Raw genomic sequence first — 13,205 nt, forward strand, 5'->3', positions numbered from 1 at the left:
TCAACCTTTGCTCATATCTCTCGCGGTGGCATCACACGTTGGTTGTGCAGAAGTTCCAGCAGCAGGTGGTTTTGGGTCTGCTAATATCTTAGCGTCGGGCGTGATTGCTTCACACAAAACAGCCGTTGTGGTTGCGTCACTAGCCTCTTTCACAACCGAGATAGCGACCATGCCGTTATAAGACTTTAGGGCCTTCGCTTTGGAGGTGCCATAGTTGATCACACTAGTAGCATCAGTGGCAACTGCCTGAAGCGTGTAATCGTAGTTAGAAGTTGTTGCTGGAACGGGGTTTGCCAAACCATTGAAGTCAGATGAAAAGTTGCTCTTTTCCAAATAGCGAGCTTGTTGAGTGCGGTTCAGGGTTCCCACATACTGCTTGGCTTCAGACTGCTTGGCTTTGTTTGCCTGGTTCAAGAAAGAAGGCAGCGCGATTGCAGACAGAATGCCGATGATGATGATGACCACCAATAGCTCGATCAGGGTGAAACCTTGATCTTTCTTTTTGCCGACGAGGTGTTGCAGAAACTTTGCTTTGAGTTCAGATTTCATGGAAAGAGTGTCTCCTAAAGGGTGCGGGTGGATGAGCTTCTAACGCTGAACCTAACTTGCCCAGTTCTTTCACCTTTCATATCACTCGTCTCTAAAAATCTTCCTGATTTCTCAAACCCTCGATCCAATAAGAGTTAGAGGCGACGATCTGCTCCTCATAAAGTGGAGCGAAGCCCTCGCCAGCCCTAGAATTCTTGTTCTCTCCTTAGGGCTACCGTGTGCACAAGTTGCTCGATCGGTCATGGCTGAGGTTCTTCGCCCCCTAAATCCCCCACTTTGGGGGACTTTAAAAAAGATAGCAACTGGGAAGCGGTGGGCACGCTTGGAGAAGTCGTCTTCAATTCGCTCGATGAATTCTCAGCGCATTCGTGGAACAACTCCAAACCTCATTGCGGCGGCTCGACAGCTTCGACAAAACCTGACCCCGGCTGAGAAGATGGTGTGGGACGCTCTCAAAAACCGTCAACTGCACGGCTGGGAGTTTCGCACTCAGCATCCGATCGAGTCTTTTATTGTCGATTTCTATTGTCCTCAGCATCGATTTGTCATTGAACTCGATGGCGCAGTTCATGATCAGCAAAGGGAGTATGATGCTGCCCAAACTGAGAAACTGAATCATCTGGGCTATCGAGTCATCCGGTTTGATAACCAAGAAGTGATGTCAGATTTAAGTAGTGTTCTCCAGCAGATCGTCAACGCGATCGAACCCCAGCCTCCTCTTCTCAAAGTCCCCCAAAATGGGGGATCTAGGGGGCTGAAGCCGACTCAACCGAAGTGACAAAGACTTGTTTGTACACCGCAGTTCCCGTGGGAGAGGGCTGGGGTGAGGGCAAAGATTTACAGGTTAATCGAGCCAGATACTCAAACAGAGCAAAGAGCATTGCATCCTCTGACTGACTTGACGAGAACCCACTATTTTGCGATATACTAAACGTAGTCGTTATGAGTTTGTTTATACCCTATGGCAACCCCAACCGTAGAGAATGTAGTCATTATCGGTTCTGGTCCGGCTGGATATACGGCAGCTATCTATGCAGGTCGTGCAAACCTCAAGCCTCTGATGTTTGAGGGCTTTCAAGCGGGAGGGTTGCCTGGTGGACAGTTGATGACCACCACCGAAGTTGAAAACTTTCCGGGCTTTCCTGAAGGCATCACAGGTCCCCAACTGATGGATCGAATGAAAGCGCAAGCCATGCGCTGGGGGGCAGAGCTACACATGGAAGATGTCACCTCGGTTGATTTGAGTCAGCGTCCGTTTGTGATTAAGTCTGACGATCGAGAAGTTCTCGCCCACAGCATCGTGATCGCCACAGGTGCTACCGCCAAACGGCTAGGGCTTCCTGAAGAACGTCAGTTTTGGAGCCGAGGCATTTCAGCCTGCGCCATTTGCGACGGGGCAACTCCTCTCTTTCGAGGCGCAACGCTGGTCGTGATTGGTGGCGGCGACACTGCGGCAGAAGAATCGATTTATTTGACCAAATATGGCGATCACATTCACATGATTGTCAGAACGGATAAAATGCGCGCCAGCAAAGCCATGCAAGATCGCGTTCTGTCCAATCCCAGAATCACCGTTCACTGGAACACAGAACCTGTTGATGTCGTAGGCAACGACGAGCACATGACTGGGGTGAAGGTCAAAAATACTAAAACCGGGGAAGAACGCATCATTGATGCCAAAGGGCTGTTTTATGCGATCGGGCACACGCCCAACACCTCTCTCTTTAAAGGTCAGCTAGATCTCGATGACGTTGGCTACATTGTCCCCAAATCCGGATCGGTCGAAACCAGCGTCGAAGGCGTATTTGCGGCTGGAGACGTGCAAGACCACGAATTTCGTCAAGCAATCAGCGCGGCTGGAACCGGATGTATGGCAGCGATGCTGGCAGAACGTTGGCTATCCTTCAACGGCTTGGTGCAAGAGTTTGCTAAAACTCACGCTCAACAAACCGCCGAAGAGACACCCACGCACATTGAGGAAATCAAGCCCAGCGCTGAGTTTGATGTCGCCGCCACTCGTCACCAGGGCGGACTGGCGTTGAGAAAGCTCTATCACGAGAGCGATCGCTTAATCGTCGTCAAATATGTCTCACCTGACTGCGGTCCTTGCCACACGCTCAAGCCGATTTTCAACAAAGTCGTCGATGAGTTTGACGGTCGCATTCACTTCGTCGAAATTGACATCGACAAAGACCCTGATATTGCCGAGTCAGCAGGGGTGACGGGCACTCCAACGATTCAATTCTTCAAGCACAAAGGCATTGTTGCTGAGGTCAAAGGCGTAAAGCAAAAGAGTCAATATCGAGAATTGATCGAGAGCAACCTCTAAGAAGGAGACAGGAGTTTTGAGTTTTGGGTGAAGTCTTCTACTATTGAGGCTTCTTACTCACTCCTCCCTCATGTCTCTCAATCTTCCTCGCCTGCGATCGTTAAATTTTTCAGAGCGTCCTAGCCTGTCATTGCAAATGATGCAGGTTGGGACGCTTTTGACGTTGGTGTTTGTTGGAATCGCGGTGCTGGCTCCAGCATTTCAAGGGTTAGGCTGGCTGCAAAGTCCGATCGAGTTTCTCGACAATCTGCCTCACCAACCTCCGTCGGCGGCGCATTGGTTTGGGACGACTGGCTTAGGCTATGACGTGTTTTCACGAACGCTCTATGGCACTCAGGCAGCAATTCAGGTGGTGATTTTAGCGACCGCACTCAGCTTAATCATCGGTGTGCCGTTGGGAATGGTGAGTGGATATCTGGGCGGAAAGCTCGATCGTATCCTCCTCTTCTTTATGGATACGATCTACACGTTGCCGGGATTGTTGCTATCCGTGACTCTGGCATTTGTGGTCGGGCGAGGCGTATTTAATGCGGCGATCGCCCTCAGCATTGCCTATGTCCCACAATATTATCGAGTCGTGCGAAACCAAACGGTCAGCGTCAAAACCGAACTGTTTATCGAAGCTGCACAGGCGATGGGCGCTTCGACCTGGCGAGTTTTATCGCGCTATTTGTTTTTGAATGTGATTCAAAGTGTGCCTGTCCTGTTTACGCTCAACGCCGCAGACGCGATTCTCACCCTCGGAGGTTTGGGATTTTTAGGACTGGGTTTACCCGATGAAGTTGCCGAATGGGGACACGATTTGCGTCAGGCACTTGATGCCCTCTCGACGGGAGGAATTTGGTGGACTGCCTTCTTTCCAGGATTGGCAATGACGTTGATGGTCGTCGGACTGTCGCTGTTTGGAGAAGGCTTAAACGAACTCACCGAACGCAAAGCACGATGACGCTAAAAGTCTTCTAAAAGCCACTCCGAAGCGCGTTCGCCTAAATCGATCGGAACATTCACCGCCTTACCCAAGCGCGGACGCTCACGAGTTTTCTCGATATAGGTTTGCACCTGCGAAACTGCGCCCCACGCGTCGATATAGCCCGCAACCTGATCGAGATGCGCGACGTAGTCTGCCTCAGATAAGGGAAACGACGCTTGTTCTAAATACTTCCACATCACCTGCACAAAAATCTTGCCCTGAGTCCGCCGGACTTGGATATCGTAAGAGTGACCCCACTTATCGATCAGAAGCTGTCGTAGGTCGTGTCCGGTCATGATCGCGATCGCCCAAGATTTTGTAACATTTCGTATAAATTTACGGCTTTAACGGTTCGCTATGATTGCTAATGTTAAAGTTTGTATAATACACCCACAAAAGGCTACAAACGACTGCTTCAGAAGGTTTTCTAGCATTTTTTGATTCTAGAAAGCTCTTGTGAAACCAGCGATCGTCGCTTGTGTAGGTAACTAGATCTAAACCCAGAACTTTCAGATAAGTTCTGATCGTCAATCTGTGTGATTTGTCGCAATCATCCCCGATATCTCTAGAGTGTAGACATGGCTCAACTAACTGGACCTGCCGATGACGTTCCCAGCATGGGTCGTCGTCAATTTATGAACGTTCTGATGTTTGGCTCTGAGGCACTGGTCGCTGCTGGTGCCCTCTATCCAGTCATCAAATATTTTATTCCTCCATCGAGCGGCAGTAGCTCTGGGGGTGTCACCGCTAAAGATGCTTTGGGTAACGACATCGTTCTCACCGACTATCTAACGAGCCACCCGGCGGGCGATCACTCCCTCGTGCAAGGCTTAAAAGGCGACCCTACTTACTTGGTTGTGCAAGAAGATAAGACCATTACAAACTACGGCATTAACGCGGTTTGCACCCACTTGGGCTGCGTTGTTCCGTGGAACGCCAACGAGAACAAGTTTATGTGCCCCTGTCACGGCTCTCAATATGACAGCACCGGAAAGGTTGTGCGCGGTCCGGCTCCTCTGTCTCTTGCCCTGGCACATGCCAACGTCGAAGACAACAAAGTCGCCCTCACTCCCTGGACTGAGACCGACTTTCGCACCGACGAAAAGCCCTGGTGGGCGTAATTCAGGTTTTAGTATCCTGACCCCTTCTTCCTTTGTTATCCCTTTTATTGCTAGAGATGAGAACAAGCTTTTTATCGTCGATGTGGCTGCGTAGCGCTCAAACTGTGACTCAAAAGGTCGCGATCGCGATCGTTGCCATTACCGTCTTGCTGGCAGGGAGCCTTGCTCTGCCTCAAGCCGCGTCTGCTTATCCTTACTATGCCCAAGAAGCTTACAAAAATCCTCGTGAGGCAACGGGGCGAATTGTCTGCGCCAACTGTCACTTAGGGGCTAAACCAACCGAAGTTGAAGTGCCTCAGTCTGTGTTGCCTGACACTGTGTTTGAAGCGGTGGTGAAGATTCCCTACGATACGAGCATTCAGCAAATCCAGGGGGATGGCAGCAAGGGTCCGCTAAACGTTGGCGCAGTGCTGATGTTGCCCGAAGGATTTAAGCTGGCTCCTGAAGACCGCATTTCTGACGAAATGAAAGAAAAGATGGGCGAACTGTATGTTCAGTCTTATAGCGACGATCAGCCCAATATTCTAGTGGTTGGTCCGATTCCAGGTGAGCAATATCAGGAAATCACCTTCCCGATTTTGTCTCCTGACCCCAAGAGCGATAAGTCAATTCGCTTCGGCAAGTACTCCGTCCACGTCGGCGGCAATCGCGGTCGAGGTCAGGTTTACCCCACAGGCGATAAGAGCAACGACACCGTTTATAACGCGTCTGCAACGGGTCAGATTGCCGCAATCAGCAAGACTGAAGAGGGCGGCTTCACTGTCACGATTAAAGAGGCTGATGGCAAGACCATTGATGAAACGATTCCTCCAGGTCCTGAACTGCTCGTCGCAGAAGGTCAGGATGTGAAGTCGGGCGATGCGCTGACCAACAACCCCAATGTGGGCGGGTTTGGTCAGGTTGACAAAGAAATCGTGCTGCAAAGCCCCAATCGCATTAAAGGACTGATGGCATTCTTTGCGATGTGTACTTTGACTCAAATCATTCTGGTGCTGAAGAAGAAGCAGGTTGAGAAAGTTCAAGCGGCTGAAATGAACTTCTAACACAGAGGCAGCGAGTTGAGGTGAAGAATTCGCCTCTTTGGGGATGGGCTTATGGCTCATCCCTTTTTTAGTAACAAAACCCAGTTCGGGTACGGGAAGATGAATAGCAACGGAACAGAAAGTTACGCAACAGATGTCAGACTTCTATTCTTTTCTTATACTAATTTCTCTGTGAAGCTGCACGAAACAAGGTGTTTGATCACCGTTTTTGACAAAGGTTGGTTCTATGCAGGCTGGGATTCGATTGGTATTACAACAATTCTCGCTTGGGTTCTTTGATTAAGAAAGCTGTAAAGTCCTCCGAGTTATCACAGTTACATAATTTTTTTTACATCTGTATTGTTTGAGTTGACACGTATATTTTTATAACACAAAAGCAAATGCAGCCAGAAATGATCAGAAGTGTGCAATTAGGAGATCGCGCTCTATCCGCACCAGCAAGCCAGAATTTCTCAGAAGCATGGGCTAAGAAATATTTGCAAAATCTAGACAACCAGGACGACATTGAATCTACGATTAGCCAGAGCGAAACGGCAGCAGAAACGGCAGATTCACTTAGGCAAGTCCTTCGCACAACCAGCGCTCAAGCCTGGACACAAACCGAAGCGCTGCTCGCCAGAGAACTCATCCGACACCAAATTGATCATCAGTTGATTGACCCCTGGGCTGTAGCAAAAGATGCTCACGAGGTCTACGAGATCACGCTCTCTGCCTATGCTCAACAATTAGAACCGTTCCGGCTCTCTAGGCTGATTGCGCCAAACCTTGGTGAAATCCGGCGGAAGCATACGGCGATCGACCCTAGAGTGATTGGGTTCATCAGTATGCAGTTTCACTACAGCGGACAGATGTTGCTCAATCTGGCTCTGATCGCTGCTCGACCGTTGCTGAGTCAATACTTTAAGGTGATTGACGACCATCTTTATATGCCGCTTCAGCGTGCCTATGATGCCGCCGCTCAACACGACTATTCTGCTCCAGCCCTGCAAACCGTACAGCGTCTCATTCCGCTCTGTAGCCCGATCGCTAACCGAGTGGTTGATCGGGTGGCGCGAGTCAACCCCACTTACCAATCTCACTCAGGGCGATTGGGAGATGTTAACGTTCGCGTTTCTAGCCTGCGCGACACCGAAATGTTTCAGGTGTATTTGTGGGTTTGCATCTTGGAAAACAGCGTTAGTGCTGTCCAGCAAGAGCTTTTTCCGCTGTGCGTCATGCTGTACCCCCGTTTGAAAGTGCGGTGGGAAATCGTGCGGCAAATGCTTCACTTGCTTAACGGTGAAATTAGTACGCATCTCAGCCCGGCTCAATCTGCCTATTTCAAACCCTATTACGAAGCACTTTGGGCGATGTTTTCGCCGCAGGTATTTCCCGATTGATGGGATTTGTTTTACATACATTCCGAATCAATCCCTCTTTTAATCGCAAAAACGCTGACTTGATCGTTCGGCATATTGTTTCAATTCCCATGCCATGCGCTGAATTCCCTGCTGTTCATCGCGCCGAATAAAGGGCAAAAACATCTTGCTTAATGCGCCTGAGAAGTTTTCTCGATGGATGTATTTTGTGCGATTTCTGCCAATATCCTGCAACTCAAAAACGTGCTCGTTGCGAAAACCTGGAATCGTCGAAACCCACTGCAAACAAAACTCTGGCTGAACGATCGTGATTAAAGGCTGGAACTCAATGGCTTCTTCGCCCGGAACCCGGCACAGAGACAGCACCGTCTCCCGACCTTGAACAAATGGCTGATTAGAATTGCAGTCATACAAAAAGGTATTCCAATATTTCCAGCGATCTTTTTGGAACAAGATACGCCAGACGTTAGATTTTGTCGAGTTAATCTCGATTTCAGTATAAAGACTTGGCATTCAACATACCCTGCAAGGAGCGATCGACCTCACTGTGCCCTTTTCTCCACGATTCTCAACCCGCGACAGAAGACTCTACATTTGCTTCAATATCGTCTGTGCTAGGCAGTTCTAGACAGTAGCCAGCCCCATAGACGGTTTTGATAAAGCGAGGATGACGCGGCTCTGGCTCCAGCTTGGTTCTCAAATGCCGGACGTGAACTCGAATCGTCTCAATATCATCATCGGGATCGTAACCCCACACCTCTTTAAGAATCTCGCTCGGAGAAACGGTTTGACCGTGACGCTGAAGCAAGCAGTGCAGCAGTTCAAATTCTAAGTGAGTCAGCTTGACCGTTTTGCCAAACCAAATCGCCTCAAACCTCTCTGGCACCAGCACGAGCGGACCATAGCTGAGAATTTCGCTGTGCTTTGCAGCTTGGGGAATGCGATCGGTGCGACGCAGCAGTGCCCGAACTCGCGCTAGCAGTTCTTCAACCTCAAAGGGCTTGGTCAAATAGTCGTCCGCGCCTGCGTTAAACCCTTCAACTTTGTTTTGCGTCTGCCCCAACGCCGTCAACATCAACACAGGGACATCAGAGGTGCGATCGTCGCGGCGAAGTCGCTGACAAATGGTGAATCCATCCACTTGGGGCAGCATCAGATCGAGCATGATCAAGTCGGGCTGAATTTGCAATGCTAACGCCTGACCCCGAATGCCATCACCTGCTTGAGTGACATCATAGCCAGCCATTTCAAGGTTGACAGCAACTAATTCTGAGATAGCGGGGTCATCGTCGATGACGAGTATCCGGGGCATCATTAAATCGTTTTACTAAACTACTGGAGCGGCACGATCGCAGGAAGCAGCGCAAGACTTATCAAGTTTCCTGTTCAGATTATACGCAATGATTCCAATTCCTCTCGCACATAAACGTTGATCCCTCAAAAAGAGTCAGTGAGAGGGGAGTCGATTCGCACAAGACCCGCGCTATACTGAGTCGCTTGGTTGGTGCAACATCAGAGAGATTTTGGGGTAAGCCGTGGTTTTTTTGCTACTCTTTGCACTCATCAGTTCGCTGATTGCTTTACGAATTTTTGCCGATAATCTACGTCGGCATCTATCAGAGGCGAGGGTGATTGCCCCAATTTTTGCCGATCGAGCGCTACCCGATTTGCCTTCCGTTTCGGTGATCATTCCCGCCTATAACGAAGCTGAAAATATTCAGAGTTGCGTAGATGCAGTCCTCAGCAGTTCTGATTCTGAACGGTTAGAGGTGTGGGTCGTCGATGATCAGTCCACTGATGAAACGCTGGCGATCGTACAAGCCATTTCAGATCCTCGACTAAATGTGTTGGCAGGAAAACCCCGCCCCGCAGGTGAAACGTGGGTGGGCAAAAATTGGGCGTGTGCTCAGGTGACTGCTCTGACGAACGGAGATTTTTTGCTGTTCATTGATGCAGACGTACAGCTTAAACGAGGCGCGATCGAGACCGCCGTTGCCGTCGCCGAACGAGAGCAAGTAGACTTGCTGACCTTTTGGATGACGATCGTGTGCGGTTGTTTGGGCGAGTGGTTAGCGCAGCCCGTGATCGCCAGTTTATTTGCGGCTTCGTATAGCTTTGCAGAGGTTTGCGATCCAAAAAGTGAGGCGGTGTTTGCGGTGGGTCCGTTTATGCTGTTTCGGCGCAGTGCCTACGAGCGGATAGGGGGGCATCGAGCCGTTGCCAATGAAGTGGTCGAAGATGTAGAGCTAGGGCGACGCATTAAGCAACACGGGCTAATCCTCTGGTATGGCTTGGGTCATGAGATGGCAGACGTGAGAATGTATCGATCGATCGCCGCTCTCTGGGAAGGCTGGACAAAAAACTGGTACATCGGCTCACATTGCAATCTTCGGCAAACCCTCTATAGTGCCTTCGTGACGTTTTTAGTCTTCACCGTGCCCTGGTTAGGGTTGCTGATCGTGATCGTTCAGATCATCTTTTTCCCGATTCACTGGTGGGATCTCAGTCCGATTGTGCTTGCACTGGCTGCGATCGTCCTGCACTATAATCTGCGTCGTCTCGTTCAAAAATTCTCTAACATTCCACCTGACTATTGGTGGTTAAGCGGCATCGGTGGCGTATTGGTGAGCGCGATCGCGATCGTCTCAATCATTAAAACCGAAACAGGCTGGGGCTGGACGTGGCGAGGACGCAACTTATCGAATTGAAATCTCAGGTCTACTATCATGCACTTCGATCCCGTGGTTCAAGTTCTGATTCAAGTTTTGATTATCATCGGTCTCTCTAGACTGATAGGGTTGGCGTTTCGGCGCATCAAACAGCCGTTGGTAATTGGCGAAATCGTCGCGGGCATTATGCTCGGACCGTCGCTATTTGGCGCGATCTCCCCTGATGCAGCAGCAGCACTCTTTACGCCAGAGACGATTCCCTATTTGGGGGTGCTGTCTCAAATCGGGCTGATCTTTTTTATGTTTTTAATTGGGTTAGAGTTAGATCCAAAATATCTTAAAAAGGGCTTAGACGTGGCGGTGCTGGTGTCCCATATCAGCATTCTCGTCCCGTTCTCATTGGGGACGTTACTAGCGTTGTTGCTCTACCCGCAAGTGTCAAATGATGGCGTGTCATTTACAGCGTTTGCGTTGTTTTTAGGGGCAGCGATGTCGATTACGGCGTTCCCAGTGCTGGCACGAATTATTACTGAAAATAACTTACAAAATAGTCGCTTGGGGACGTTGGCTCTGACCTGCGCGGCAGTCGATGATGTGACTGCTTGGTGTCTTTTGGCGTTGGCGATCGCGGTCACTCGCACCAATTCGATGGCAGGGGCATTGCCGACGATCGTGGAGTCGATCATCTATATCGGCTTGATGGCAACGGTGGGACGCAAACTGCTGGGTTATTTATCGTCTTATTACGATCGTGCCCGCAAGCTCAATCAAACTGTAGTCGCGCTGATTTACATGGGGGTCGTGATCTCAGCGTTGATTACTGAGTTGATTGGAATTCACCTGATTTTTGGGGCGTTTTTGTTTGGGGCGGTGATGCCCAAACACGAAGGGCTGACGCGAGAATTAGCCCAAAAAACAGAAGATTTTGTGCTGACGTTTTTACTGCCGATCTTCTTTGCCTACAGTGGTTTGAGAACTCAGGTCGGTCTACTCAACAGCCCGACATTGTGGACGTTGTGTTTAATTGTGGTAGCGGTCGCGATCGTTGGCAAATATGTCGGAACTTATGTGGCGGCGCGAGTGTCTGGCATCGACAAACGAGAGTCTGCGGCATTGGCTTGGTTAATGAACACTCGCGGACTGACGGAATTGATCGTCCTCAACATTGGATTAAGTTTGGGAGTGATTTCGCCACTGCTTTTTACCATGCTGGTGATTATGGCGTTAGTCACCACGTTTATGACTTCACCATTGCTAGAGTTAACGTATCCAAAACAGCAAATTCGTCAAAACAGTGCCGAACCTGTGGTAGACGATCGCGAACCGTCTTATCGAATTTTGGTGCCGATTGCGAATCCCAGCAGTCAGAAAGGCTTAATTCAGTTAGCGATGGCGATCGCAGTCGGCAATGTCTCGCTGCAACCACAGCACAAACCCGCGATCGTGTCGCCGCTCAGCTTGATTCAGCTAAACGAAGATTATGGCTATGAAAGCACACCTGTAGAAGCCGATCGCTTAATTGCTCAACGACAGATGCAACTCGACGAGCTAGTGCAAAGCATTGAGCCACCTGAGCATCAGAGTTTAGTGCGCCCGATCATTCAAGTCTCAAATGATGTGGCGAGAGCCACTGCCCAAATTGCCAGTCGCGATCAGGTCGATCTGGTGCTGGTCGGCTGGCACCGTCCAGCGTTTAGCAGCAATCGCTTAGGGGGGCGAGTTGGGCAGATTCTCAGCACGTCTCCGGTCGATGTCGCGGTGTATGTCGATCGCCAAACCACAAAGCTCGACAGTCTTTTGCTTCCCTATGTGTCTAATGTTCACACCGATTTGGGGCTAGAACTGGCGCTCAGAATGCTGATCAATCGCGAAAATAGTCACCTCACCATTTTGCGAATGGCAACGGGCGACCAGCCGCCCAGCGAGTTGAGCTATGAGTTTTATGATCTGATGGAACGGTTGCCGCAGAACGTTGTCGATCGCATCTCAATGCCGATCGTGGAGGCAGAAAGTCCGATTTTGGCGGTGGTAGATGCCTCTAGAATGGCAGACCTCACGATCGCAGGTGCCAGTCGAGAATGGGGACTCGATCGTCAAACTCTCGGACGCTATGCCGATGAGTTGGCGGTGCGATGTCGTTCGTCGCTGCTGATTACGCGCCGATATAATCAGGTTGCTTCGCACTTAAACTCGGTGTTAGAAAGTCCTGGAATTGAGTCAATGAGTGGACGCGAATCATGAAATTTAATCTCAAATCTTTCACGTTTTATGCAGGCTCGATCGGGTTTGTGGTTGCGCTCTTTAGCTTTGCCACTGCCTATGGTGAGGCAAATCTCAAAGCACCCAATAAGCTAGAGGGTCGATATCGCATTGCGGCTCAAAGCTTGCCCGGATGCTTAAAAGCAGATGCCCTAATTCTCACGATTCAGCAGTCAGGAATCTATCTCAGTGGCTCGTTGTTAAACGCAGATGAAACGAGCAAAACCCTCACCGCTTCCAAGAAAAAATCGTCGCTGACGGGAATGCTCGATCGCGATCAACTGACGTTATCGGGGGTTCCTTCTCACCTAGATGAGTGTCAAAAAGCTGCCCCAGTTCCTAAAGTGCAGATCCAAAGCACCATGACAGAGGGCGCGATTAAGGGCAAAATTCGCTTAGAGTCTGAGGCGGAAGCGGATTTTGTTGGCAAGCGAGAAGCTCCTCCAGAGGCTCAAGCTAAATGAAATTCTCTTAACGCAGGCAAAAAATTAGTGTTCTCATGTCCAGAACGGCTCAATTTGATCAACGCGAATCGCCGTAACAGAGTCAGCGATGCCCACTGGGTTTGCGACAGCGTAACGCCCACGTCTTGCGCTTTTTCCTGCACACTATCCGGGATGACCGTCACGTCTTCCCAATCGGGGTGAGGGTCGATCGCTAAATCGGTTGCCGTGTCTCCAGTGCGCTGCAAAATCATGTGATGTAGGAGATCTCGATAATCAGCCGCTTCAGAATCTGTCTCGCACGGAGTGTCTACTAGAAGTTGGCGATCGTCCTGATTAAATTTATTCCACTGCGGAAGTTTTAGCTTCACGCCACAAGCATCAAGCTTAAGCCGAACCTGCATCGGAACGCAGCGCAAGGACTCTACAAAATCTGCTTCAAATTGAAAAAATTCTGACATGGT

The 13,205-nt window shown here is 49.9% G+C and carries 14 protein-coding genes; 9 read left to right on the top strand and 5 right to left on the bottom strand.

Annotated elements, in window-relative coordinates:
- Positions 1-549 (bottom strand): type IV pilin-like G/H family protein, encoded by a 549-nt coding sequence (locus A8707_RS02070; RefSeq protein ID WP_068814627.1) that lies wholly within the window; start codon positions 547-549, stop codon positions 1-3.
- A 349-nt stretch (positions 550-898) separates the two neighbouring features.
- Here A8707_RS02070 and A8707_RS02075 point away from each other — a divergent pair, with 349 nt between their 5' ends.
- From A8707_RS02075 to A8707_RS02085, 3 genes are all read left to right on the top strand, one after another.
- Positions 899-1,327, top strand: a complete 429-nt coding sequence (locus A8707_RS02075) for an endonuclease domain-containing protein (protein ID WP_231947899.1) — start codon at positions 899-901, stop codon at positions 1,325-1,327.
- Positions 1,328-1,510: 183 nt separating this feature from the next.
- On the top strand, positions 1,511-2,878 hold the full coding sequence (gene trxB / locus A8707_RS02080; protein WP_068814629.1) for a thioredoxin-disulfide reductase: 1,368 nt from the start codon (positions 1,511-1,513) through the stop codon (positions 2,876-2,878).
- Between the two features lie 70 nt (positions 2,879-2,948).
- A complete protein-coding gene (locus A8707_RS02085; RefSeq protein WP_068814631.1) occupies positions 2,949-3,824 on the top strand; it encodes an ABC transporter permease in 876 nt (291 codons plus the stop codon).
- A 2-nt stretch (positions 3,825-3,826) separates the two neighbouring features.
- Here the strand turns inward: A8707_RS02085 and A8707_RS02090 are convergent, their stop codons facing one another.
- Entirely contained in the window at positions 3,827-4,144 is a 318-nt protein-coding gene (locus A8707_RS02090) for a DUF3067 family protein (protein WP_068814637.1), read from the bottom strand.
- A gap of 282 nt (positions 4,145-4,426) precedes the next feature.
- Here A8707_RS02090 and petC point away from each other — a divergent pair, with 282 nt between their 5' ends.
- The 3 genes from petC to A8707_RS02110 all read left to right on the top strand — a co-directional run bounded on the left by petC (position 4,427) and on the right by A8707_RS02110 (position 7,391).
- The gene (petC, locus tag A8707_RS02095; RefSeq protein ID WP_068814639.1) at positions 4,427-4,969 is read left to right on the top strand and encodes a cytochrome b6-f complex iron-sulfur subunit; all 543 of its coding nucleotides are present in this window, start codon (positions 4,427-4,429) and stop codon (positions 4,967-4,969) included.
- A 56-nt stretch (positions 4,970-5,025) separates the two neighbouring features.
- On the top strand, positions 5,026-6,012 hold the full coding sequence (gene petA, locus A8707_RS02100) for a cytochrome f (protein WP_068814640.1): 987 nt from the start codon (positions 5,026-5,028) through the stop codon (positions 6,010-6,012).
- Positions 6,013-6,392: 380 nt separating this feature from the next.
- A complete protein-coding gene (locus tag A8707_RS02110) occupies positions 6,393-7,391 on the top strand; it encodes a hypothetical protein (RefSeq protein WP_068814644.1) in 999 nt (332 codons plus the stop codon).
- Positions 7,392-7,430: 39 nt separating this feature from the next.
- Here the strand turns inward: A8707_RS02110 and A8707_RS02115 are convergent, their stop codons facing one another.
- A complete protein-coding gene (locus A8707_RS02115; RefSeq protein WP_068814646.1) occupies positions 7,431-7,883 on the bottom strand; it encodes an SRPBCC domain-containing protein in 453 nt (150 codons plus the stop codon).
- Between the two features lie 55 nt (positions 7,884-7,938).
- Entirely contained in the window at positions 7,939-8,685 is a 747-nt protein-coding gene (locus A8707_RS02120) for a response regulator transcription factor (protein ID WP_462686384.1), read from the bottom strand.
- A 220-nt stretch (positions 8,686-8,905) separates the two neighbouring features.
- Here A8707_RS02120 and A8707_RS02125 point away from each other — a divergent pair, with 220 nt between their 5' ends.
- From A8707_RS02125 to A8707_RS02135, 3 genes are read left to right on the top strand one after another with little or no spacing between them, the layout of a single operon-like run.
- Positions 8,906-10,078, top strand: coding sequence for a glycosyltransferase family 2 protein (locus A8707_RS02125; RefSeq protein WP_068814647.1), 1,173 nt, complete (start codon positions 8,906-8,908; stop codon positions 10,076-10,078).
- A gap of 18 nt (positions 10,079-10,096) precedes the next feature.
- Positions 10,097-12,280 carry a cation:proton antiporter gene (locus tag A8707_RS02130; protein WP_068814649.1) on the top strand — a complete coding sequence of 728 codons (2,184 nt, stop codon included), beginning with the start codon at positions 10,097-10,099 and terminating at the stop codon, positions 12,278-12,280.
- Positions 12,277-12,762, top strand: coding sequence for a hypothetical protein (locus tag A8707_RS02135; RefSeq protein ID WP_068814651.1), 486 nt, complete (start codon positions 12,277-12,279; stop codon positions 12,760-12,762). Before A8707_RS02130 ends, A8707_RS02135 begins: the two co-directional genes overlap by 4 nt.
- Here the strand turns inward: A8707_RS02135 and A8707_RS02140 are convergent.
- Positions 12,750-13,202 (bottom strand): nitrate reductase associated protein, encoded by a 453-nt coding sequence (locus A8707_RS02140; RefSeq protein WP_068814655.1) that lies wholly within the window; start codon positions 13,200-13,202, stop codon positions 12,750-12,752. The two genes, A8707_RS02135 and A8707_RS02140, sit on opposite strands and share 13 nt — an antisense overlap.
- Positions 13,203-13,205: the final 3 nt, after the last annotated feature.

This window comes from Phormidesmis priestleyi BC1401 (genome assembly GCF_001650195.1).
GTDB classification, from domain to species: Bacteria; Cyanobacteriota; Cyanobacteriia; order Leptolyngbyales; family Leptolyngbyaceae; genus Phormidesmis_A; species Phormidesmis_A priestleyi_B.

Excerpts from the sequence above, each read along its gene's own strand:
- A8707_RS02075 (WP_231947899.1), top strand. The coding sequence starts at position 899 with ATGAATTCTCAGCGCATTCGTGGAACAACTCCAAACCTCATTGCGGCG.
- A8707_RS02070 (WP_068814627.1), bottom strand. The coding sequence starts at position 549 with ATGAAATCTGAACTCAAAGCAAAGTTTCTGCAACACCTCGTCGGCAAA.
- A8707_RS02090 (WP_068814637.1), bottom strand. The coding sequence starts at position 4,144 with ATGACCGGACACGACCTACGACAGCTTCTGATCGATAAGTGGGGTCAC.
- A8707_RS02135 (WP_068814651.1), top strand. The coding sequence starts at position 12,277 with ATGAAATTTAATCTCAAATCTTTCACGTTTTATGCAGGCTCGATCGGG.
- A8707_RS02130 (WP_068814649.1), top strand. The coding sequence starts at position 10,097 with ATGCACTTCGATCCCGTGGTTCAAGTTCTGATTCAAGTTTTGATTATC.
- petC (WP_068814639.1), top strand. The coding sequence starts at position 4,427 with ATGGCTCAACTAACTGGACCTGCCGATGACGTTCCCAGCATGGGTCGT.
- A8707_RS02120 (WP_462686384.1), bottom strand. The coding sequence starts at position 8,685 with ATGATGCCCCGGATACTCGTCATCGACGATGACCCCGCTATCTCAGAA.
- A8707_RS02140 (WP_068814655.1), bottom strand. The coding sequence starts at position 13,202 with ATGTCAGAATTTTTTCAATTTGAAGCAGATTTTGTAGAGTCCTTGCGC.
- A8707_RS02110 (WP_068814644.1), top strand. The coding sequence starts at position 6,393 with ATGCAGCCAGAAATGATCAGAAGTGTGCAATTAGGAGATCGCGCTCTA.
- petA (WP_068814640.1), top strand. The coding sequence starts at position 5,026 with ATGAGAACAAGCTTTTTATCGTCGATGTGGCTGCGTAGCGCTCAAACT.
- A8707_RS02115 (WP_068814646.1), bottom strand. The coding sequence starts at position 7,883 with ATGCCAAGTCTTTATACTGAAATCGAGATTAACTCGACAAAATCTAAC.
- trxB (WP_068814629.1), top strand. The coding sequence starts at position 1,511 with ATGGCAACCCCAACCGTAGAGAATGTAGTCATTATCGGTTCTGGTCCG.
- A8707_RS02085 (WP_068814631.1), top strand. The coding sequence starts at position 2,949 with ATGTCTCTCAATCTTCCTCGCCTGCGATCGTTAAATTTTTCAGAGCGT.